The organism is Streptomyces sp. NPDC017056, assembly GCF_044332485.1.
In the GTDB taxonomy this organism is placed as follows: Bacteria; Actinomycetota; Actinomycetes; order Streptomycetales; family Streptomycetaceae; genus Streptomyces.
In genome coordinates this window covers 239,934-259,002 of the sequence record NZ_JBIRPD010000013.1, presented here as the reverse complement: position 1 = coordinate 259,002, position 19,069 = coordinate 239,934, and the positions used below count along the sequence as shown (strand labels likewise).

Genomic DNA, 19,069 nt, shown 5'->3' with positions numbered 1-19,069 from the left:
CACGTCGCAACACCAGGTTCAGCTTTCCAGACAAGGCTTCCGCGACTGCGGTGAGGAGAGACCCCTGCGGGGCCCCGGCCCCCCACCCACCGGACGGAACGCGCAATCGCGCGCAGCGCGACCAGGCAAGCGCAAAACCGCGCGCCAGCGCGCAACGGCACGTCACCGGCAGGGTCGACCGCAACCACCCCCACACAAGCGCGTACGCTCGTTGTTCGTGGAGATGGGCGCGAAGCGGGTGGAGCGCGGCGAGCTGGTGTGTGCCGTGCGGGACCTGGTCAAGACGTACCCCGCGGTGCGCGGGCGACGGGGAACGGCGGGAGCGCCGGCCGTGCGGGCCAGTGACGGGATCAGTCTGGACGTACGGCGTGGAGAGATTTTCGGGCTGCTCGGGCCCAACGGTGCCGGCAAGTCGACGCTGGTGCGGCAGCTCACGGGGCTGATGCGGCCGGATTCGGGCGGGGTGACCGTGCTGGGCCACGACCTCGTCCGGTACCCGGAGCGCGCTGCGCGCTTGCTCGGGTATCTCGGGCAGGAGTCGAGCGCGCTGGACGAGATGACGGTTGCGCTGGCCGTGGAGACGACCGGGCGGCTGCGCGGGCTGGCGGCGCGGGAGGCGCGTGCGGAGCGGGACGCGGTCGTGGAGGAGCTGGGGCTCGGGGATATCGCCGGGCGTCCGCTCAAGCGGCTTTCGGGTGGTCAGCGCCGTCTTGCGTGCTTTGCCGCGGTGCTGGTCGGCGAGCGCCCGCTGCTGGTGCTGGACGAGCCGACCACCGGTATGGACCCGGTGGCGCGGCGCGCGGTGTGGGCGGCCGTGGACCGCCGGAGGGCGGAGCGTGGCGCCACCGTGGTGCTGGTGACGCACAACGTGATCGAGGCGGAGAGTGTGCTGGACCGGGTCGCGGTGATCGACCGGGGCCGGGTCATCGCCTGTGACACGCCCGGCGGTTTGAAGGACCTGGTGGGCGAGGAGGTCCGGCTGGAGCTGGTGTGGCGGGAGCGGGCGCCGCTGGATGTGCCGGAGGTGGCGGCGTTGGAGGCGACCGCCCGGGTGTCGGGGCGGCGCTGGACGCTGCGGTTGCCGCCGGACCGGGCGCGGGGGGCGGTGGCCGCGGTGACGGCGGGGCCGGCCTTCGCCGCGCTGGACGACTTCACGCTTGCGACGCCGAGCCTGGAAGATGTGTATCTCGCGCTGGGGGGCCGTACGGAGGAAGGCTTGGTGAAGGCGTGAGTGTGGTTCCCGCGGAAGCGGAGGCGGTGGCGCGGGCCGCGGCAGGGCCGGAGGGTGCCGTTCGGGTGCGGCCGGAGGGCGACGGGATGCCGGTGGCGCCGCTGGCTGCGCGTGCGCGTCTGCTGCCGGCGCTCGCCGCCGTGTACCGGGCCCAGCTGTCGCGGGCCAGGGTCGCGCGTATTCCGCTGTTGTTCGTGGCCACTTTCCAGTCGGTCGGGATCATGGTTCTGATGCGGGGGGTGGTGGACGGGGGCGATGCCGCGCGGGCCGTGGTGGCGGGTTCCAGTGTGCTGGTGGTGGCGTTCGTGGCGCTGAATCTGCTGGCGCAGTACTTCGGGCAGTTGCGGGCGAGCGGCGGGCTCGACCACTACGCCACGCTGCCGGTGCCGCCTGCCGCCGTGGTGCTCGGCGCGGCCGCCGCGTACGCGTCGTTCACCGCGCCCGGCACGGTGGTCACGGCGGTGACCGGCTGTCTGCTGTTCCAGTTGCCGATGGGGAACCTGTGGGTGCTGGTCGCGGTGATCCCGTTGGCCGGTGCGGCGCTGGCGGGGCTCGGCGCGGCGCTGGGGCTGCTCGCGCCGCGTCCGGAACTGGCCACGTTGTGCGGCCAGTTGGGTATGTCGGCGGCGCTGCTGCTGGGTGTGCTGCCGGCCGGGCGGCTGCCCGCGCCGATCTCGTACGCGCGTGATCTGCTGCCGTCGACCTATGGGGTCGAGGCGCTGGCGCGCGGGTTCGACGCCCGTACGGACTGGCTGGCGGTCGTCGCCGACCTGGGGGTTTGTGCGGCTGTCGGCGTGCTGTCGCTGGCCGTGGCGACCTGGGCGTACCGCCGGGCGGCCGTGCGGTGACGGGGCCGGCGGGAGAGAATCGGCCAGGCCGCCGTCCTGCCGACGGTGGCGCGGTGCCCACCTGGCACGATGACGGGGTGACCGCACCGCAGACGCCGCACGACAATCAACCGCCCGAGCGTACGTACAACCCCTGGGCCGAGCCCGCGGGGGCGTCCGCCGACCCGACCACCGGGGGGTCCGCCGTGCAGGACCGGGCCGCATTCCGCCGTGAGCTGCTGGAAGCGGCGCTGATCGCGATCGTGGTGACGGTGTGCGGTGCGCTGCTGGGTGTCCTGTGGGCGTGGCTGGCGCCGCACGTGCCGCTGGTCGGCGACGGCCGCGGCAATGTCTACCTCAAGAACACCGAGGGTGAGGAGGCGATCGGCGGGGACGGCACGTTCGTCCTGCTGGCGCTCGGTTTCGGTGTGCTGTGCGCGGCGGTGGCTTTCCTGCTCCGCAGGGCGGGCGGCATTCCGCTGGTGGTGGCGCTGGTGGCCGGCGGGTTGCTCGGGTCCGTGGTGGCGTGGCGGCTGGGTGTCTGGCTGGGCCCGACGTCGGATCTGGCCGCGCATGCCGCCGAGGCCGGCAAGGGCGTGGTCTTCGACGGGCCGCTGCGTTTGCAGGCGAAGGGCGCGCTGCTCGCCTGGCCGGTCGCCGCCATGTTCACGCATCTGTTCCTGACCGGCTTGTTCGGGCCGCGCGACCCGGAGCCGCCGGAGCCGGAGTGGGTGGCGCCGCAGCCGGTGCCGCCGTCGGAGGGCTGACGGTCCTGCCGGCCGGGCCCGGTGCCGTGGCGCCGGGCCCGCGCCGGCCGGTCAGGCGGGGCGCCGCCCGTGGTTGGCCTTGCCCTTCTTGATGCGCCACTTCCGCTTGCGGGTCTTCTTCGACATGGCGTACCTCCCCTACGGGTGGTAGCGGAGGAACCGCGAGCCGTAAAGCCCTTGCGCCGGTCTCAGTCGCGCGCGATCGCGGCGAGTGTCGCCTGCGTGAGCTGCTGGAGGTCGGCGGGGGCCAGCTCGACTTCCAGGCCGCGGCGTCCGGCCGAGACGCAGACCGTCTCGTGCGCGGCGGCCGACGCGTCGATGACCGTACGGAGCCGCTTGCGCTGGCCGAGCGGCGAGATGCCGCCGCGTACGTAGCCGGTGCTGCGTTCGGCGGCGGCCGGGTCGGCCATCGCGGCGCGCTTGCCGCCGGCCGCGGCTGCCAGGGCTTTCAGGTCGAGGGAGCCGGAGACCGGGACCACGGCGACGGTCAGGGCGCCGTCGACTTCCGCGAGGAGTGTTTTGAAGACCTGGTGGGGGGAGACGCCGAGGGCTTCGGCGGCTTCCTCGCCGTAGGAGGCGGTGGCCGGGTCGTGTTCGTAGGCGTGCAGGGTGAAGTCCACGCCCGCTTCGGTGAGCGCCACCGTCGCCGGTGTGCCGCCGGCGCCGGGCGGCTGCTTCCCGTTCTTCTGCTGTCTGGTCTGCTTCGGCTTCTTGGACAAGGTCGTCGGGCCTCGGCTCGTTACGGGGTCAGTTGGGGCTGGTGGGGTGCCGGGTCAGGTCCACCGCGGGCAGCGACGGGAGCTTACCGATCACCGCGGTCTCCTGGCGAAGCAGTTTCAGCTCCTGCGTGAGCCGCGCCGCGGTGTCCGGCGCCTCCAGGAGCCGCTGCTTGGCGGGGATGTCGAGTACGGCGGCGGCCGCCACCAGGTAGGACAGCACCGACGGCTCGTCCGGCAGGTCCTGCCCGCTGGCCAGGGTGCGCTCGTTCGCCCAGGCCAGGCGCTTCTGGTAGGTGCGGAAGGCCCGTACGACGCCGGAGGCCAGCGCGCCGGCGCCCTCGCCCTCGGTCTCCTCCAGCTCCTCCACCTCGCCCATCAGGTACGGGCCCGAGGCGTCGACCGACAGCAGCTTGAAGCGGGTGGTGCCGGTGGCCAGCACCTCGTAGCCGGAGGCGTCGGGCCCGGTGCCGGGGGCGGCAGCGGGCGGTGCCGCCTCGGCGTCCTCGTCGGGCGTGTGGGGGGAGCCGCTCTTCTCGCGGATGGTCGCCGCGTCCGCCACGCAGCCCACGGTGTGGAAGGCGCTGACCGGGTCGGTGCCGAAGCCCGCCGCGGGGCCGCCGGCCGGCAGCGCCGTGGCGTCCGGCAGGCCGGGCGCCGAGGGCGCGACCTCGCGGCCGTCGCGGATCGCGACGACCCCGAAGCGGCGTTCGTCTTCGGGCAGGGCGAGGAGGTCGCGCATCATCGCCCGGTACCGCGCCTCGAAGACGTTGAGCGGGAGGACGAGTCCCGGGAACAACACCGAGTTCAGCGGGAAGAGCGGTAGGCGCACGGAGGTCACAGCCCGTAAGCCTAGAGCCTGTGGAGGCGGAAGTGGTTCCCGGGCCGTGATCCACCGGGCCGTGCGGGGGGCGGCGGCCCGCCTGGTGGGGCCGTCCGGCACGGCCACCGGGGCCCGTCCGCCGTCCGGTAGCTCGGACGGCGGCTCGCGCCCCCTCGTGCTCCTACTGCCGGCGCAGCAGCCGCGAGGCGCCCGCCGCGACCGTCGTCGCCAGGACCCAGCCCGCCAGGATCATGACCGCGGCCACCCACTGTGCCCCGCCGACCGGTTTCCAGAAGGTGTCCTGGTTCAGGTCGATCACCGGCAGCAGGAGGTCGAGGGAGTAGAGGTACGGGTTCCAGGGCGGCGATTCGCCGGGTTTGAGGGGCGATGGCGGGGACCCGGCGAAGTAGGCGGTGCCGAGCGCCCACAGGATCGCCATCCACACCGCGGCCCGCCCGGGCCGGTAGCCGTACGCGACCGTCCAGTCCTGGAGGACGCCCCACAGCTTGGCGGCCAGCGGCAGCGTCTCGCGCCGCCGCCGCTGCTTGGCCAGCAGCACTTCGCGCGCGTCGGAGTCCTCGCCGCTGCCGCGCAGGGCGGTGGCCAGCATCTCGTACGGCTCCGGCGCGTACTCCGGCGTCGCGGCGGCCACCCACTCCAGCCGCCGCGACAGCGGGAAGTGCCCGCGCGGGATGAGCGTCTCGTAGTTGAAGCCCGCCATCCACAGGCCGCCGAGGCCCGGCCAGCTCGCCGCCTTGTCCACCAGGTTGACGACCCGTGCGCCGGAGAGGATGACCCGCCCGCGCTGCGGCCGCTCGCCCAGGAAGCGCAGCTCCGGGGTCTGGATGCGGCGCAGCGACAGCTCCTGGTCGGCCTCCATGATGAAGCGGGCCTGCTCGAAGTCGACGGCGTCGCCGAACCGCCCGTCGTCCAGCCGCATCCCGCCCTCGCACTCGAAGCGCTGCATGCGGGTGCCGCGGGTGGGCGTGTGGGCGATGCCGTACGGGGGCGTGGCCGCGCTGGAGAAGGGCGAGCTGGCCAGGCCGGCGCCGGTCAGGTACAGCGTGCGCTCGACCGTCATCTGGGGGGCGTTCAGGGCCCGGCGCCCGTACGGGTTGCTCAGCCGGCTGCCGCGCAGGCTCAGCGACACGCCGATCGTCGCGCCGCGCAGCGACAGCTCGCCGTAGGACTCCATCAGCTCGGCCTGGAGGTCCTGCGCGACGGTGAGCCCGTCGGCCATCACCGACCTGCCCTGCCGGTCCTTGTGCACCACCGTCTGGTTGAGCAGCAGGTCCGTGCCGATGTGCGCGTCGGTCAGCCGGATGCCGGAGCGTACGACGCAGCGCGGCAGGTGCAGGTCGCCCTCGGTGTGCAGCCGGGCCGCCTCCACCCGGGGTATCGCGCAGCCGACCATCCGCAGCGTGGTGAAGCGGCTCTCGGGCAGCACGACCTCGTTCTGGAAGCGGCAGTCGCGCAGCTCCACGAATGGCTTGATCGTGCCGCCCGCAAGGTCGAGAGTGTCGGTGATGTACGCACCCGCGAGTTTCAGCGCCGACACCCGGCCGGGCTGTGCGGGCGGCCCCTCCAGGAGCAGGAGCGCCACGATCCTGGCGCGCACCCGCCGCTCCGGGCCCCACCGGACCTGTCCGTGCGGGTCGTCCCTGGCCGGATCGCCGGTGCGCAGGTCGCAGGTGCTGCCGTTGCGGAACGCCTGCCACATGCTCCATTCGGCAGGGTTCAGCCGCAGTTCCGCGGGCGCGTCGCCCTCCTCCGGCGTGGTCACCGTGCTGTCCCCCTTTCCCCGCTCCCCCGAGCGGGTTCGTACGGTCCCGCGTGCGCGGTGTCCGCGTCCAGCGGTTTCCGTACGTCCGTTTTCGTACGTCCGGCTCGTCCCTCCGTACGCCCGTACGGGCCCCTTTCCCGCTGTGTCATCGCGCGAACACGGACGGTGAGCGTCAAATCGAGACGACCGCCCGGTGTCCGGGCGGCACCGGCCTCATCAGGTGCGACGCGGTCCCGGTGCTGTGTATCACCGACTGATACGGGCGCTCGGGCCCGGGAACGGGTCTGAGACACTGGAGGGGTGATCTCCCGAATCGATCTGCGCGGTGACGCCCTCCCCGAGGGCGGCGCCCTGCGCGACCTGCTGCCCCGTGCCGAGTTCGACGTGGAAGCCGCCCTGGAGAAGGTGCGGCCCATCTGCGAGGACGTGCGCCATCGTGGGACGGCCGCGCTGATCGAGTACGCCCATCGGTTCGACGGGGTCGCCATCGAGCGCGTACGGGTGCCCGCCGAGGCGCTGGAGCGCGCGCTCGCGGAGCTGGACCCGGCCGTGCGGGCCGCCCTGGAGGAGTCGATCCGGCGCGCCCGCATCGTCCACCGCGAGCAGCGCCGCACGGACGTCACCACCAAGGTCGTCCCCGGCGGCACGGTCACCGAGCGCTGGGTCCCGGTCGAGCGCGTCGGCCTGTATGTACCCGGTGGCCTGGCGGTTTACCCGTCCTCCGTCGTCATGAACGTGGTTCCGGCGCAGGAGGCGGGCGTCGAGGGCGTCGCCGTCACCTCACCGCCGCAGGCGGAGTTCGGCGGCCTGCCGCACCCGACGATCCTCGCCGCCTGCGCCCTGCTCGGCGTGGACGAGGTGTACGCGGCCGGCGGCGCCCAGGCGATCGCCATGTTCGCGTACGGCACCGAGGAGTGCCGCCCGGTCAACCTGGTCACCGGCCCCGGCAACATCTACGTCGCCGCCGCCAAGCGCCTGCTCAAGGGCCGCATCGGCATCGACGCCGAGGCCGGCCCCACCGAGATCGCGGTCCTCGCGGACGACACCGCCGACGCCGCGCACGTCGCCGCCGACCTGATCAGCCAGGCCGAGCACGACACGCTCGCCGCCGCCGTCCTGGTCACCGACTCCGCCGAGCTGGCCGCGGCCGTCGAGACCGAGTTGAAGACCCAGGTGGCCGCCACCAGGCACACCGAGCGGATCAGCACCGCGCTGGCCGGCCGGCAGTCCGCGATCGTGCTGGTGGACGGCGTGGACGAGGGCCTCAAGGTGGTCGACGCGTACGGCGCCGAGCACCTGGAGATCCAGACCGCCGACGCGCCCGCCGTCGCCGCCCGGGTGCGCAACGCCGGCGCGATCTTCGTCGGCCCGTACGCGCCCGTCTCGCTCGGCGACTACTGCGCCGGCTCCAACCACGTCCTGCCCACCGGCGGCTGCGCCTGCCACTCCTCGGGCCTGTCCGTCCAGTCGTTCCTGCGCGGCATCCACGTCGTGGACTACAGCCGCGACGCGCTGGCCGAGGTCGCCCACCATGTGGTGACCCTCGCCGAGGCCGAGGACCTCCCGGCCCACGGCGCGGCGCTGAAGGCCAGGTTCGACTGGAAGATCCCGCAGGGCAAGTGAGCGAGCACGTGACGAAGATCGACGACCTTCCCATCCGGGACGAGCTGCGCGGCAAGTCCCCGTACGGCGCGCCGCAGCTGGACGTCCCCGTACGCCTGAACACCAACGAGAACCCGTACCCCCTGCCCGAGCCGCTGGTGCGGCGCATCGCCGAGCGGGTCACCGAGGCCGCCCGCGAGCTGAACCGCTACCCCGACCGGGACGCGGTCGAGCTGCGCACGGCGCTGGCCGCCTACCTGACGCGCACCGGCGGCCACGAGGTCACGACGGCCAACGTGTGGGCCGCCAACGGCTCCAACGAGGTCATCCAGCAGCTGCTCCAGACCTTCGGCGGGCCCGGCCGCACCGCCATCGGCTTCGAGCCCTCGTACTCGATGCACGGCCTGATCTCGCGCGGCACCGGCACCGGCTGGCTCTCCGGACCGCGCCACGACGACTTCACCATCGACGTCGAGGCGGCCGTCGCCGCCATCGGCGAGCACCGGCCCGACGTGGTCTTCGTCTGCTCGCCCAACAACCCCACCGGCACCGCCGTCGCCGCCGAAACGGTTCTCGCGCTCTACGAGGCCGCGCAGACGGCCCGCGCGGACACCGGCGGCGCGCTGGTCGTCGTGGACGAGGCGTACGGCGAGTTCAGCCACCGCCCCTCGCTGCTCCCGCTGATCGAGGGCCGCCCGAACATGGTCGTCTCGCGCACCATGTCCAAGGCGTTCGGCGCCGCCGGACTGCGCCTGGGCTACCTGGCCGCCGACCCGGCCGTGGTCGACGCCGTCCAGCTCGTCCGCCTGCCGTACCACCTCTCGTCCGTCACCCAGGCCACCGCGCTCGCCGCCCTGGAGCACACCGACACGCTCTTGAAGTACGTCGAGCAGCTCAAGGCCGAGCGCGACCGGCTGGTGGACGAGCTGCGCGCCATCGGCTGCGAGGTGGTCGACTCCGACGCCAACTTCGTCCAGTTCGGCAGGTTCGAGAACCAGCACGCGACCTGGCAGGCCATCCTCGACCAGGGCGTCCTGGTCCGTGACAACGGAGTACCGGGCTGGCTGCGGGTCACCGCGGGAACCCCGGCCGAGAACGACGCGTTCCTCGACGCGGTCCGTGCAGTACTGAAGGAGAACCGATGAACCGCGTTGGGCGCGTGGAGCGCACCACGAAGGAGACCTCGGTGCTGGTCGAGATCGATCTCGACGGCACCGGGCAGGTCGACGTGTCGACAGGCGTCGGCTTCTACGACCACATGCTCGACCAGCTCGGCCGGCACGGCCTGTTCGACCTCAAGGTCAAGACCGACGGCGACCTGCACATCGACACCCACCACACCATCGAGGACACCGCCCTCGCGCTGGGCGCCGCCTTCAAGCAGGCCCTCGGCGACAAGGTCGGCATCTACCGCTTCGGCAACTGCACCGTCCCGCTGGACGAGTCGCTGGCCCAGGTGACCGTCGACCTCTCCGGACGCCCCTACCTGGTGCACACCGAGCCGGAGAACATCGCGCCGATGATCGGCACGTACGACACCACGATGACCCGGCACATCCTGGAGTCCTTCGTCGCGCAGGCGCAGATCGCCCTGCACGTCCACGTCCCGTACGGGCGCAACGCCCACCACATCGTGGAGTGCCAGTTCAAGGCGCTGGCCCGCGCGCTGCGCTACGCCAGCGAGCGCGACCCGCGCGCCGCCGGCATCCTCCCGTCCACCAAGGGAGCGCTGTGAACGGCCTGTCCACCGTCTTCATCGTCCTCGGCCTCTTCCTGCTCGGCGGGCTCTACTCCTTCTGGAAGCAGGGGATGGGCAAGAGCGTGCTCGTCCTGCTGGGCATCGGCTCGGCCATGTGCCTGGTCGCCGGCATTCTCCGTCTGGATGTGTGGAATTGAGTACCGCACCCGCGAAGAAGGTCGTCGTCTTCGACTACGGCTTCGGCAACGTCCGCTCCGCCGAGCGCGCCCTCGCCCACGTCGGCGCCGACGTGGAGATCACCGGTGACTACGACAAGGCCATGAACGCCGACGGGCTGCTGGTCCCCGGCGTCGGCGCCTTCGCCGCCTGCATGAAGGGCCTGCGCGAGGCCCGCGGCGACTGGGTCATCGGCCGCCGGCTGTCCGGCGGCCGCCCCGTCATGGGCATCTGCGTCGGCATGCAGGTCCTCTTCTCCCGCGGCATCGAGCACGGCGTGGAGACCGAGGGCCTGGACGAGTGGCCCGGCACGGTCGGCCCGCTCAAGGCCGACGTCGTCCCGCACATGGGCTGGAACACCGTCCGGGCGCCCGAGGACACGCGCCTGTTCGACGGCCTGCCCGCCGACGCCCGCTACTACTTCGTGCACTCCTACGCCGTGGGCGACTGGGAACTGGAGGTCGGCAACCCCAACATCCGCGCGCCCAAGGTCACCTGGGCCACCCACGGCGAGCCGTTCGTGGCCGCCGTCGAGAACGGCCCGCTGTGGGCCACCCAGTTCCACCCCGAGAAGTCCGGCGACGCCGGCGCCCAGCTGCTGTCCAACTGGACCAAGACCCTCTAGGACCCTCCGCGATGAGCAAGCTCGAACTCCTCCCCGCCGTCGACGTCCGCGACGGCCAGGCGGTCCGCCTCGTCCACGGCGAGTCCGGCTCCGAGACGTCCTACGGCGACCCGCTGCAGGCCGCGCTGGCCTGGCAGCGCTCCGGCGCCGAGTGGCTGCACCTGGTCGACCTCGACGCGGCGTTCGGCACCGGCGACAACCGCGCGCAGATCGCCGAGGTCGCCCGGAACATGGACATCAAGGTCGAACTCTCCGGCGGCATCCGCGACGACGCCTCCCTGGAGGCCGCGCTCGCCACCGGCTGCAAGCGCGTCAACCTCGGTACGGCGGCCCTGGAGACCCCCGAGTGGGTCGCCAAGGTCATCGCCGAGCACGGCGACAAGATCGCGGTCGGCCTGGACGTCCGCGGCACCACCCTGCGCGGCCGCGGCTGGACCCGCGACGGCGGCGACCTCTACGAGACGCTGGCCCGCCTGGACTCCGAGGGCTGCGCCCGCTACGTCGTCACCGACATCAACAAGGACGGCACGCTCCAGGGCCCCAACCTGGAACTGCTGCGCAACGTCTGCGCCGCGACCGACAAGCCCGTCGTCGCATCCGGCGGCGTCTCCTCCCTTGACGACCTCCGGGCGATCGCCACCCTGGTACCGGAAGGCGTGGAGGGCGCGATCGTCGGCAAGGCGCTCTACGCCAAGGCATTCACCCTGGAAGAGGCATTGGAGGCCGTTTCGTCATGACCATAGAGCGCGCGCAGACCGACAGTCCCTGGGAAGAGATCATCGGCTTCGCGCGCGCCGTGGCGGCCGGCGACCGCGTCCTGGTCGCCGGCACGATGCCACTGGTCGGTGGCGTGCTGTACGGGGAGGGCGACCCGTACGAGCAGACGAAGGTCGCCTTCACCAGCGCGCTGGAGGCCCTGGAGCCGTTCGGGCTCGGGGCCGGGTCGGTCATCCGCACCCGCATGTACCTGACCCACGCGCGCGACGTGGACGAGGCGGCCCGCGCCCACAAGGAACTCTTCGACGCCGTACGGCCCGCCGCGACCCTGGTCGTGGTCTCCGGCTTTGTCGATTCGCGCGTACTGGTCGAAGTCGAACTCGAAGCATTCAGAGAGGCCACGAGCACATGACCCTGGCGGTCCGAGTCATCCCCTGCCTGGACGTCGACAACGGCCGGGTCGTCAAGGGCGTCAACTTCCAGAACCTCCGCGACGCCGGCGACCCCGTCGAAATGGCCAAGATCTACGGCCGGGAGGGCGCCGACGAGCTGACCTTCCTCGACATCACGGCCTCCTCCGGCAACCGCGAGACCACCTACGACGTGGTCCGCCGCACCGCCGAACAGGTCTTCATCCCCCTCACGGTCGGCGGCGGCGTACGCACCCCGGAGGACGTCGACAAGCTCCTGCGGGCCGGCGCCGACAAGGTCGGCGTCAACACCGCCGCCATCGCCCGCCCCGACCTGATCCGCGAGATCGCCGAACGCTTCGGCAGCCAGGTCCTGGTCCTGTCCGTCGACGCCCGCCGCACCGAGACCGGCTCCTTCGAGGTCACCACCCACGGCGGCCGCCGCGGTACTGGCATCGACGCCGTCGAATGGGCCCACCGTGCCGCGGAACTCGGCGCCGGCGAGATCCTCCTGAACTCCATGGACGCCGACGGCACCAAGGACGGCTACGACACCGAGATGATCGCCGCCGTCCGCAAGCACGTCACGGTCCCCGTCATCGCCAGCGGCGGCGCGGGCCGCCTGGCCGACTTCCCGCCGGCGGTCGCGGCGGGCGCGGACGCGGTCCTGGCCGCGTCCGTCTTCCACTTCGGCGACCTGCGCATCGGCGAGGTGAAGGAGACGCTGCGGGGGGCGGGGCATCCGGTGCGGTGAGGGGCGTGCGCGGGGCGCGGGTGGGGCGGCGCACGTCCGGTTCACTCCTGGTAGTGAATCTGGTAGTGATCAAGGTGGCGCCAGGTCTAGCCTGCGCATATGCCAGGAATCACGATTGAGTTCACCGAGGAAGAGCTGTCCGAGCTGCGCGCCGAGGCCAAGGAGCAGGGCGTCGCGATCAAACGGCTGGCGCACGGAATACTGACCGAGAGCGTGGTGCGGCGGCGGCAGCGGCAGAAGTTCGTCGAAGGCGCGAGCGACAAGTTCGCGGCTCTGGCGCCCGAGTTCCTCGACTCCTTCGAGGAAGGGGACCGATGATCCTTGCCATCGACGCCGGCTGGATCCTGGGAATCCAGGCCAGCCACGTCCCCAGCGACCCGCGTCTGCGTGACTGGGGCGCGCTGCACGCCGTCGTGGAAAGGCACCGGTTCGAGAGGTTCGCAGGCGAGGTCTATTACGAGGAGACTCCGACACGAGCCGCCACGCTACTGGAAACCATGGTGCTCCTGCGGCCGTTCGAGGACTACAACGGCATCATCGGAGCTGCGTGCGCCTGGACGTACATGGAGGATTCCGGCGAGGACATTGCGCCACCCCCAGGCGCGATGTCGCAACTGGTACGCGACCTCCGTGAGAAGCGGACGGACCTGCTCGATGCCGCGCGGCGGCTGCGGAGCTGGAAGTCTTAGGAGGTGCGGCCCGCGTGGCAAGTGACCGCACGGGCCGCCGCGCGTATCGGGCCTATCGGGACAGTCGCTGTCCGATTCTCCCGTGGTGCTTGTGTTCATGGACGGGGCCTCCATACCGTGCTGGCGTTCGGATCCCGGATGCCCACCGGAAGGACGCCCCGCCATGATGTTCTCCCCGACCGGCCGTCACCGAGCACCCCGTCGCCGTAGTGGCGCGGGGCGATTACTCACCCGCGCCTCGACGGCGGCGGCCACCCTGGCACTGCCGGTCGTCGGCGCCTCCGTCGCCTCCGCAGCGGACGGCGGTACGTACACCGTCGCCCCAGGCGACAGCCTCTCCGGGATCGCCGCGAAGCAGGGGGTCAAGGGCGGCTGGAGCAAGCTGTACGCGAGCAATCGCGCAGCGGTCGGCGGCAATCCCGACCTGATCAAGGTCGGTACGAAACTGAAGCTGAGCGGTACGGCCGCCACCCCACAGCGGCACGTCTCGCGCTCCGCCGCCCGGCCCTCCGTGCGCGCCGCGGCCGGTGACGCCGTGCGGCCCGTGCGCGGTGGCACGCTCACCGCCGGCTTCGGGGCCGGCGGTGGCCACTGGGCGCACGGGCACACCGGGCAGGACTTCGCCGTGCCGGTCGGCACCGCCGTCCGCGCCGCCCGCGGCGGGACCGTCGTGAAGGCCGGCTGGGGCGGCGCGTACGGGTACGAGGTCGTGATCCGGCACCACAGCGGGTCGTACACGCAGTACGCGCACCTCTCGCAGATCCGGGTGGGCGTGGGGAGCACCGTCGGCGCCGGCGAGCGCATCGGGCGGTCCGGCGCGACCGGCAACGTCACCGGTCCGCATCTGCACTTCGAGGTCCGGGCGACGCCGGACTACGGGTCGGCGGTCGACCCGATGGCCTGGCTGCAACGGCACGGCGCGTTCGACTAGGCGGTGGCTCTCCGCGTCACCGCCTGCCCTTGCGGGCCGCCCGTACGTACTCGCGGTTCATCGCGGTGATGCTGAACAGCGGGATGCCCTTCGGGCAGGCGGTGGCGCACTCGCCGGTCAGGGTGCAGCCGCCGAAGCCCTCGTCGTCCATGGTGGTGACCATGTCCAGGACCCGGGTCTCGCGTTCCGGCGCGCCCTGCGGGAGGACGTTGAGGTGGTTGACCTTCGCCGAGGTGAACAGCATCGCCGAGCCGTTCGGGCAGGCCGCCACGCACGCGCCGCAGCCGATGCACTCCGCGTGCTCGAACGCGAAGTCGGCGTCCGGCTTCGGTACGGGCGTGGCGTGTGCCTCGGGCGCGGCGCCGGTCGGCGCGGTGACGTAGCCGCCGGACTGGATGATCCGGTCGAAGGCGGAGCGGTCGACGACCAGGTCCCGTACGACGGGGAAGGCCGCGGCGCGCCACGGCTCGACGTCGATGGTGTCGCCGTCCCGGAACGAGCGCATGTGGAGCTGGCAGGACGTGGTGCGCTCCGGGCCGTGTGCTTCACCGTTGATGACGAGGCTGCACGCGCCGCAGATGCCTTCGCGGCAGTCGTGGTCGAAGGCGACGGGGTCGTCGCCCTTGAGGATGAGTTCCTCGTTGAGGGTGTCGAGCATCTCCAGGAAGGACATGTCGGGGGAGATGCCGTCCACGTCGTAGGTGGACATGCCGCCGTCGGCGTCGGCGTTCTTCTGCCGCCAGACGCGCAGGGTGAGCTTCATGCGTAGCTCCGCTGGGTGGGGTGGACGTACTCGAAGACCAGGTCTTCCTTGTGCAGGACGGGCGCGGCGCCGGTGCCGGTGAACTCCCAGGCGGCGGCGTAGGAGAACTCCTCGTCGCGGCGTTCGGCCTCGCCGTCGGGGGTCTGCGACTCCTCGCGGAAGTGGCCGCCGCAGGACTCGGCGCGGTGCAGCGCGTCGAGGCACATCAGCTCGGCCAGTTCCAGGTAGTCGACGATGCGGTTGGCCTTCTCCAGCGACTGGTTGAACTCCTCGCCGGTGCCGGGCACCTTGATGCGGCGCCAGAATTCCTCGCGGATCTGCGGGATGCGGTCGAGCGCCTTGCGCAGGCCGGTTTCCGTACGGGCCATGCCGCACAGCTCCCACATCAGTTCGCCGAGTTCGCGGTGGAAGGAGTCGGGGGTGCGGTCGCCGTCGACGGACAGCAGGAGGTTGAGCTGGTCCTCGGTCTCGGCCAGTGCTTCCTGGACGGCGGGGTGGGCGGCGGTGATCTCGTCGTGGTGGGGGTGGCGGGCCAGGTAGTCGTTGATGGTCGAGGGCAGGACGAAGTAGCCGTCGGCGAGGCCCTGCATGAGGGCGGACGCGCCGAGCCGGTTGGCGCCGTGGTCGGAGAAGTTGGCCTCCCCGATGGCGAACAGGCCGGGCACGGTGGTCTGGAGGTCGTAGTCGACCCAGAGGCCGCCCATCGTGTAGTGCACGGCGGGGTAGATCCGCATCGGGACCTCGTAGGGGTTCTCGGCGGTGATCCGCTCGTACATGTCGAAGAGGTTGCCGTACTTCTCCTCGACGGCCTTGCGGCCCATCCGGGCGATGGCGTCGGCGAAGTCCAGGTAGACGCCCTGGCCGCCGGGGCCGACGCCGCGTCCTTCGTCGCAGACGTTCTTGGCGGCGCGGGAGGCGATGTCGCGGGGGACGAGGTTGCCGAAGGAGGGGTAGATCCGCTCCAGGTAGTAGTCGCGCTCCGCCTCGGGGATCTCGGCGGGCGGGCGGGTGTCGCCCTTGGCCTTCGGTACCCAGATGCGGCCGTCGTTGCGCAGCGACTCGCTCATCAGCGTCAGCTTGGACTGGTGGTCGCCGGTGCGCGGGATGCAGGTGGGGTGGATCTGGGTGAAGCAGGGGTTGGCGAAGTAGGCGCCGCGCCGGTGGGCGCGCCAGATGGCGGTGGCGTTGGAGTTCATGGCGTTCGTCGACAGGTAGAACACGTTGCCGTAGCCGCCGGTGGCGAGGACGACGGCGTCCGCGAAGTACGTGTCGATCCGGCCGGTGATCAGATCGCGGGCGACGATGCCGCGCGCCCGGCCGTCGACGACGATCAGGTCCAGCATTTCCGTACGCGGATGCATCTCGACGTTGCCGGCGGCGATCTGGCGGGAGAGCGCCTGGTAGGCGCCGAGCAGCAGCTGCTGCCCGGTCTGGCCGCGGGCGTAGAACGTACGGGAGACCTGGACGCCGCCGAAGGAGCGGGTGTCGAGCAGGCCGCCGTACTCGCGGGCGAACGGCACGCCCTGGGCCACGCACTGGTCGATGATCTCCACGGAAATCTGCGCCAGGCGGTGCACATTGGACTCGCGCGCCCGGAAGTCGCCGCCCTTGACGGTGTCGTAGAACAGGCGGTGTACGGAGTCGCCGTCGTTGCGGTAGTTCTTCGCGGCGTTGATGCCGCCCTGCGCGGCGATCGAGTGGGCGCGGCGCGGGGAGTCCTGGTAGCAGAACTGGACCACGTGGTAGCCCTGTTCGGCGAGGGTGGCGCCCGCCGAGCCGCCGGCCAGGCCGGTGCCGACGACGATGACGGTGTGCTTGCGCCGGTTGGCCGGGTTGACCAGCTTGGCCTGGAAGCGGCGGGTGTCCCAGCGGTCGGCGACCGGGCCCTCGGGCGCCTTGGTGTCGGCGACCGGCTCCCCGGTCGCGTACGCGGTGTAGGAGGTCATGTCAGCTCACTGCTCCGGTCACGACGGCCACCGGTACGGCGACGAAGCCCGCCGTCAGCACCAGGGCGAGGAGGTTGGCGACGGTCTTGAGCACCCGGTCGCGGGCGGCGCTGCCGACGCCCAGCGTCTGCGCGGCGCTCCAGAACCCGTGCCGGATGTGCAGGCCGAGGGCGAGCATCGCCACGATGTAGAGCGTGGTGACGGGCCAGCGGTCGAAGGACGCGATCAGGTTCTCGTACGGGTGGCCGGCCTCGGCGCGCGGGTTCACCGTCAGCGTCGTGAGGTCCAGGATGTGCCAGACGATGAACAGCGCGAGGATGACGCCGCCCCAGCGCATGGTGCGGGTGGCGTAGCTCTGCCGCGGCTTTTTGTGCACGTACTTGCTCGGCCGCGCCTTGATGTCGCGGCGGCTGAGCTGGAAGGCGGCCACGCCGTGCGTGACGACGGCGGCCAGCAGCACCACCCGGGCGATCCACAGGAACCACTCGTGGTGCAGGAAGGGTTCGCCGACGGTGCGCAGCCAGTGCGCGTAGCCGTTGAACTCGTCGGGGCCGAAGAAGATCTTGAGGTTGCCCATCATGTGCGCGACCAGGTACAGCAGCATCACCACGCCGCTGACCGCCATCGCGGTTTTCTTGCCGACGGTCGAGTGCCACAGCAGGCCCGCGAAGGACGGCCGTCGTTCCGTCCGGGTGTCCAGTGCCATGGGTCCCGACGGTAGGTACCGCCCGGCCCATCAGTCCAAGACATGGTGCGGCTCATCTCCATAGGCTCTGCCTATTGACCCATGTCATGTGGGGAATGCAGCATCGGACCATGCAGCTCCAGCAGCTCCGCTATTTCGCGGCGGTCGCCGACACCCGCCACTTCACCCGCGCCGCCGAGCGCGAGCACGTCGCGCAGCCCTCGCTGTCGCAGCAGATCAGGGCACTGGAACGGGAGCTGGGCGCCGACCTCTTCCACCGGGCGCGCGGCCACATCACCCTCACCGACGCGGGGGAGACGCTGCTGCCGCTGGCCCGGCGCATCCTGGCCGACGCCGAGACCGCGCGGCGCGAGGTGCAGGAGGTGGCCCAGCTGCGGCGCGGCCGGCTGCGGCTCGGCGCCCCGCCCAGCCTGTGCGCGAGCCTGGTCCCGGACGTACTGCGCGTCTTCCACGCCGCCTACCCGGGCGTGGAGCTGGTCGTCCACGAGAACGGTTCGCAGGACCTCGTACGCACCCTGGCGGACGGCGAGCTGGACCTCGCGCTCGTCATCACGCCGCTCCCGGAGCAGGCCCCGGCCCTGGCCACCGCCGAACTGCTGCGGGAGGAACTGGTCGTGGTCTCGTCGCCGGACCATCCGGCCCCGGTGGGGCGCGGGCGCCGGATGCGCGTCGAGGATCTCCGGGACCACCCGCTGGCGATGTTCCGGCGCGGCTACGACCTGCGGGAGTTCACCACGGCGGCGTGCCGGGCGGCCGGGTTCGAGCCGGTCTTCACCGTCGAGGGGGGCGAAATGGACGCGGTGCTGGGCTTCGTACGGGCCGGGCTGGGCGTCGCGGTGGTGCCCAGCATGGTCGCCGAACGCTCGGGGCTGCGCGTCACCCGCTTCGCCACCCCCGGCATGCACCGGGTGATCTCGGTGGCCCACCGGGGCGACGTCTCGCCGCCGCGGGCCGCCCGCGAGCTCCGGCGCATCCTGCTGGCGCACCTGGGACTGGAGCGGCCCGGCGGGTGACGGCCCCGGCGCGTCCGCGACCCCGCCGGGGCCCGGGAGGACGGGCGGTTTTCGGCCAGAGAGCCGCCGGGGCGCGCGGGCCCGCCGGGAACGGTGCCCAGGTGGCGGCGGGCGCGGAACGGCTCCCGGCACAGTGGCCCCAGGGCGAACAGGCTGTTTCCGGGCAGAAACCCGGCGGCCATTGCCTTTTCTACTTTTGGGGCGATAAAAAAGCTGCACTTGCTCGGTAAACGGCACGGCAATGGGCGCTACGGGGGAAAGATCGAGGAATGCCGATGTTGCTGGAAGAAGTATACGCGGGAGCGCCGACCGTAAAATCGGGGCGACACCTCACCACGGTCAACGAATTCACCGACCAGTCGCCCGCGCTCCGCCCGGAAGTGCTCGCGGAGGCGACCAGGCGGCTCGTCGAACTGGGGGACTTCGAAGCAGGGAAGATCCTGGTCGAAGAGGACAAGGGAGCCATCCTCGGCAGCGCGGTGTCACTGGCCGTCGGCCTGCCGCTCGCCGTCGCCCGCTGGTACACCTACGACCTGGGCGGCCACGGCATCTCGGTGCCCGTCGACAGCGAGTACTTCACGGGCACGCTCTACGTCAACGGCGTCGAGCCGGGCGACCGGGTGACGATCGTCGACGACACCATCAGCACGGGCGGCACCCTGATCGCCCTGATCGAAGCCGTCCGGGCGGCCGGGGCCCAGGTCGGCGAGGTCCTGGTGGCGGTGGAGAAGCCGGCCAACGGCGGCCGGGAGCGGATCGCCGGCCGCTTCGGCATCGACGTCCGCTCCGTCATCCGTATCGCCGTCGACCCGCGCTCGGAGCGCGTGGTCGTCCTGGGCTGACCGCCGCGA

22 protein-coding genes are annotated in these 19,069 nt (G+C 71.9%); 16 read left to right on the top strand and 6 right to left on the bottom strand.

The window, feature by feature from the left end; all coding sequences use genetic code 11:
* The first annotated feature begins 223 nt into the window (after nt 1–223).
* The 3 genes from ACH4OW_RS24890 (at nt 224) to ACH4OW_RS24880 (ending at nt 2,825) form a co-directional block, all read left to right on the top strand.
* Nucleotides 224–1,231 (top strand): ABC transporter ATP-binding protein, encoded by a 1,008-nt coding sequence (locus tag ACH4OW_RS24890; protein WP_398030084.1) that lies wholly within the window; start codon nt 224–226, stop codon nt 1,229–1,231.
* On the top strand, nt 1,228–2,079 hold the full coding sequence (locus tag ACH4OW_RS24885; protein ID WP_398030076.1) for an ABC transporter permease: 852 nt from the start codon (nt 1,228–1,230) through the stop codon (nt 2,077–2,079). The genes ACH4OW_RS24890 and ACH4OW_RS24885 overlap by 4 nt, the downstream gene beginning before the upstream one ends.
* A 77-nt stretch (nt 2,080–2,156) precedes the next feature.
* The gene (locus tag ACH4OW_RS24880) at nt 2,157–2,825 is read left to right on the top strand and encodes an ABC transporter permease (RefSeq protein WP_398030075.1); all 669 of its coding nucleotides are present in this window, start codon (nt 2,157–2,159) and stop codon (nt 2,823–2,825) included.
* Between the two features lie 188 nt (nt 2,826–3,013).
* Here ACH4OW_RS24880 and ybaK read toward each other — a convergent pair whose 3' ends face one another.
* The 3 genes from ybaK to ACH4OW_RS24865 form a co-directional block, all read right to left on the bottom strand.
* Complete coding sequence (gene ybaK, locus ACH4OW_RS24875) at nt 3,014–3,544, bottom strand: Cys-tRNA(Pro) deacylase (protein WP_398030074.1); 531 nt, start codon at nt 3,542–3,544, stop codon at nt 3,014–3,016.
* A 28-nt stretch (nt 3,545–3,572) separates the two neighbouring features.
* Nucleotides 3,573–4,382: an LON peptidase substrate-binding domain-containing protein gene (locus ACH4OW_RS24870; protein ID WP_398030073.1), complete on the bottom strand. Its 810-nt coding sequence runs from the start codon at nt 4,380–4,382 to the stop codon at nt 3,573–3,575.
* Nucleotides 4,383–4,545: 163 nt separating this feature from the next.
* A complete protein-coding gene (locus ACH4OW_RS24865) occupies nt 4,546–6,147 on the bottom strand; it encodes an oxidoreductase (protein WP_398030072.1) in 1,602 nt (533 codons plus the stop codon).
* Nucleotides 6,148–6,447: 300 nt separating this feature from the next.
* On the opposite strand from ACH4OW_RS24865, the gene hisD reads away from it, so the two are divergent.
* From hisD to ACH4OW_RS24810, 11 genes are all read left to right on the top strand, one after another.
* Entirely contained in the window at nt 6,448–7,770 is a 1,323-nt protein-coding gene (gene hisD, locus ACH4OW_RS24860; protein WP_398030071.1) for a histidinol dehydrogenase, read from the top strand.
* An 8-nt stretch (nt 7,771–7,778) separates the two neighbouring features.
* Nucleotides 7,779–8,894 carry a histidinol-phosphate transaminase gene (locus ACH4OW_RS24855; RefSeq protein ID WP_398030070.1) on the top strand — a complete coding sequence of 372 codons (1,116 nt, stop codon included), beginning with the start codon at nt 7,779–7,781 and terminating at the stop codon, nt 8,892–8,894.
* Complete coding sequence (hisB, locus tag ACH4OW_RS24850) at nt 8,891–9,484, top strand: imidazoleglycerol-phosphate dehydratase HisB (RefSeq protein WP_003984418.1); 594 nt, start codon at nt 8,891–8,893, stop codon at nt 9,482–9,484. Before ACH4OW_RS24855 ends, hisB begins: the two co-directional genes overlap by 4 nt.
* The gene (locus tag ACH4OW_RS24845; RefSeq protein WP_030679859.1) at nt 9,481–9,645 is read left to right on the top strand and encodes a hypothetical protein; all 165 of its coding nucleotides are present in this window, start codon (nt 9,481–9,483) and stop codon (nt 9,643–9,645) included. Before hisB ends, ACH4OW_RS24845 begins: the two co-directional genes overlap by 4 nt.
* Complete coding sequence (gene hisH / locus ACH4OW_RS24840) at nt 9,642–10,289, top strand: imidazole glycerol phosphate synthase subunit HisH (RefSeq protein ID WP_360134562.1); 648 nt, start codon at nt 9,642–9,644, stop codon at nt 10,287–10,289. The genes ACH4OW_RS24845 and hisH overlap by 4 nt, the downstream gene beginning before the upstream one ends.
* A gap of 11 nt (nt 10,290–10,300) precedes the next feature.
* On the top strand, nt 10,301–11,026 hold the full coding sequence (gene priA, locus ACH4OW_RS24835; RefSeq protein WP_360134559.1) for a bifunctional 1-(5-phosphoribosyl)-5-((5-phosphoribosylamino)methylideneamino)imidazole-4-carboxamide isomerase/phosphoribosylanthranilate isomerase PriA: 726 nt from the start codon (nt 10,301–10,303) through the stop codon (nt 11,024–11,026).
* Nucleotides 11,023–11,418, top strand: a complete 396-nt coding sequence (locus tag ACH4OW_RS24830) for a RidA family protein (protein ID WP_360134558.1) — start codon at nt 11,023–11,025, stop codon at nt 11,416–11,418. The genes priA and ACH4OW_RS24830 overlap by 4 nt, the downstream gene beginning before the upstream one ends.
* Complete coding sequence (gene hisF / locus ACH4OW_RS24825; protein WP_398030069.1) at nt 11,415–12,170, top strand: imidazole glycerol phosphate synthase subunit HisF; 756 nt, start codon at nt 11,415–11,417, stop codon at nt 12,168–12,170. The genes ACH4OW_RS24830 and hisF overlap by 4 nt, the downstream gene beginning before the upstream one ends.
* A 99-nt stretch (nt 12,171–12,269) precedes the next feature.
* Nucleotides 12,270–12,488, top strand: a complete 219-nt coding sequence (locus tag ACH4OW_RS24820) for a hypothetical protein (RefSeq protein WP_360134552.1) — start codon at nt 12,270–12,272, stop codon at nt 12,486–12,488.
* Complete coding sequence (locus tag ACH4OW_RS24815) at nt 12,485–12,859, top strand: hypothetical protein (protein WP_150239823.1); 375 nt, start codon at nt 12,485–12,487, stop codon at nt 12,857–12,859. The genes ACH4OW_RS24820 and ACH4OW_RS24815 overlap by 4 nt, the downstream gene beginning before the upstream one ends.
* 163 nt (nt 12,860–13,022) lie before the next feature.
* Nucleotides 13,023–13,790, top strand: coding sequence for a peptidoglycan DD-metalloendopeptidase family protein (locus tag ACH4OW_RS24810; protein ID WP_398030068.1), 768 nt, complete (start codon nt 13,023–13,025; stop codon nt 13,788–13,790).
* Nucleotides 13,791–13,806: 16 nt separating this feature from the next.
* Here the strand turns inward: ACH4OW_RS24810 and ACH4OW_RS24805 are convergent, their stop codons facing one another.
* Genes ACH4OW_RS24805 through ACH4OW_RS24795 form a run of 3 tightly spaced genes read right to left on the bottom strand, consistent with a single transcriptional unit; the run spans nt 13,807 to nt 17,205 of the window.
* A complete protein-coding gene (locus ACH4OW_RS24805; protein ID WP_398030067.1) occupies nt 13,807–14,553 on the bottom strand; it encodes a succinate dehydrogenase/fumarate reductase iron-sulfur subunit in 747 nt (248 codons plus the stop codon).
* Nucleotides 14,550–16,499 carry a fumarate reductase/succinate dehydrogenase flavoprotein subunit gene (locus ACH4OW_RS24800; RefSeq protein WP_398030066.1) on the bottom strand — a complete coding sequence of 650 codons (1,950 nt, stop codon included), beginning with the start codon at nt 16,497–16,499 and terminating at the stop codon, nt 14,550–14,552. Before ACH4OW_RS24800 ends, ACH4OW_RS24805 begins: the two co-directional genes overlap by 4 nt.
* A 1-nt stretch (nt 16,500) precedes the next feature.
* Entirely contained in the window at nt 16,501–17,205 is a 705-nt protein-coding gene (locus ACH4OW_RS24795; RefSeq protein WP_398030065.1) for a succinate dehydrogenase cytochrome b subunit, read from the bottom strand.
* A 110-nt stretch (nt 17,206–17,315) separates the two neighbouring features.
* Between ACH4OW_RS24795 and ACH4OW_RS24790 the strand changes: the two genes are divergently transcribed.
* Both ACH4OW_RS24790 and ACH4OW_RS24785 read left to right on the top strand, forming a co-directional pair.
* On the top strand, nt 17,316–18,218 hold the full coding sequence (locus ACH4OW_RS24790) for a LysR substrate-binding domain-containing protein (protein ID WP_360134676.1): 903 nt from the start codon (nt 17,316–17,318) through the stop codon (nt 18,216–18,218).
* 275 nt (nt 18,219–18,493) lie between these two features.
* The gene (locus tag ACH4OW_RS24785) at nt 18,494–19,060 is read left to right on the top strand and encodes a phosphoribosyltransferase family protein (protein ID WP_360134538.1); all 567 of its coding nucleotides are present in this window, start codon (nt 18,494–18,496) and stop codon (nt 19,058–19,060) included.
* The last annotated feature ends 9 nt before the right edge of the window (nt 19,061–19,069 follow it).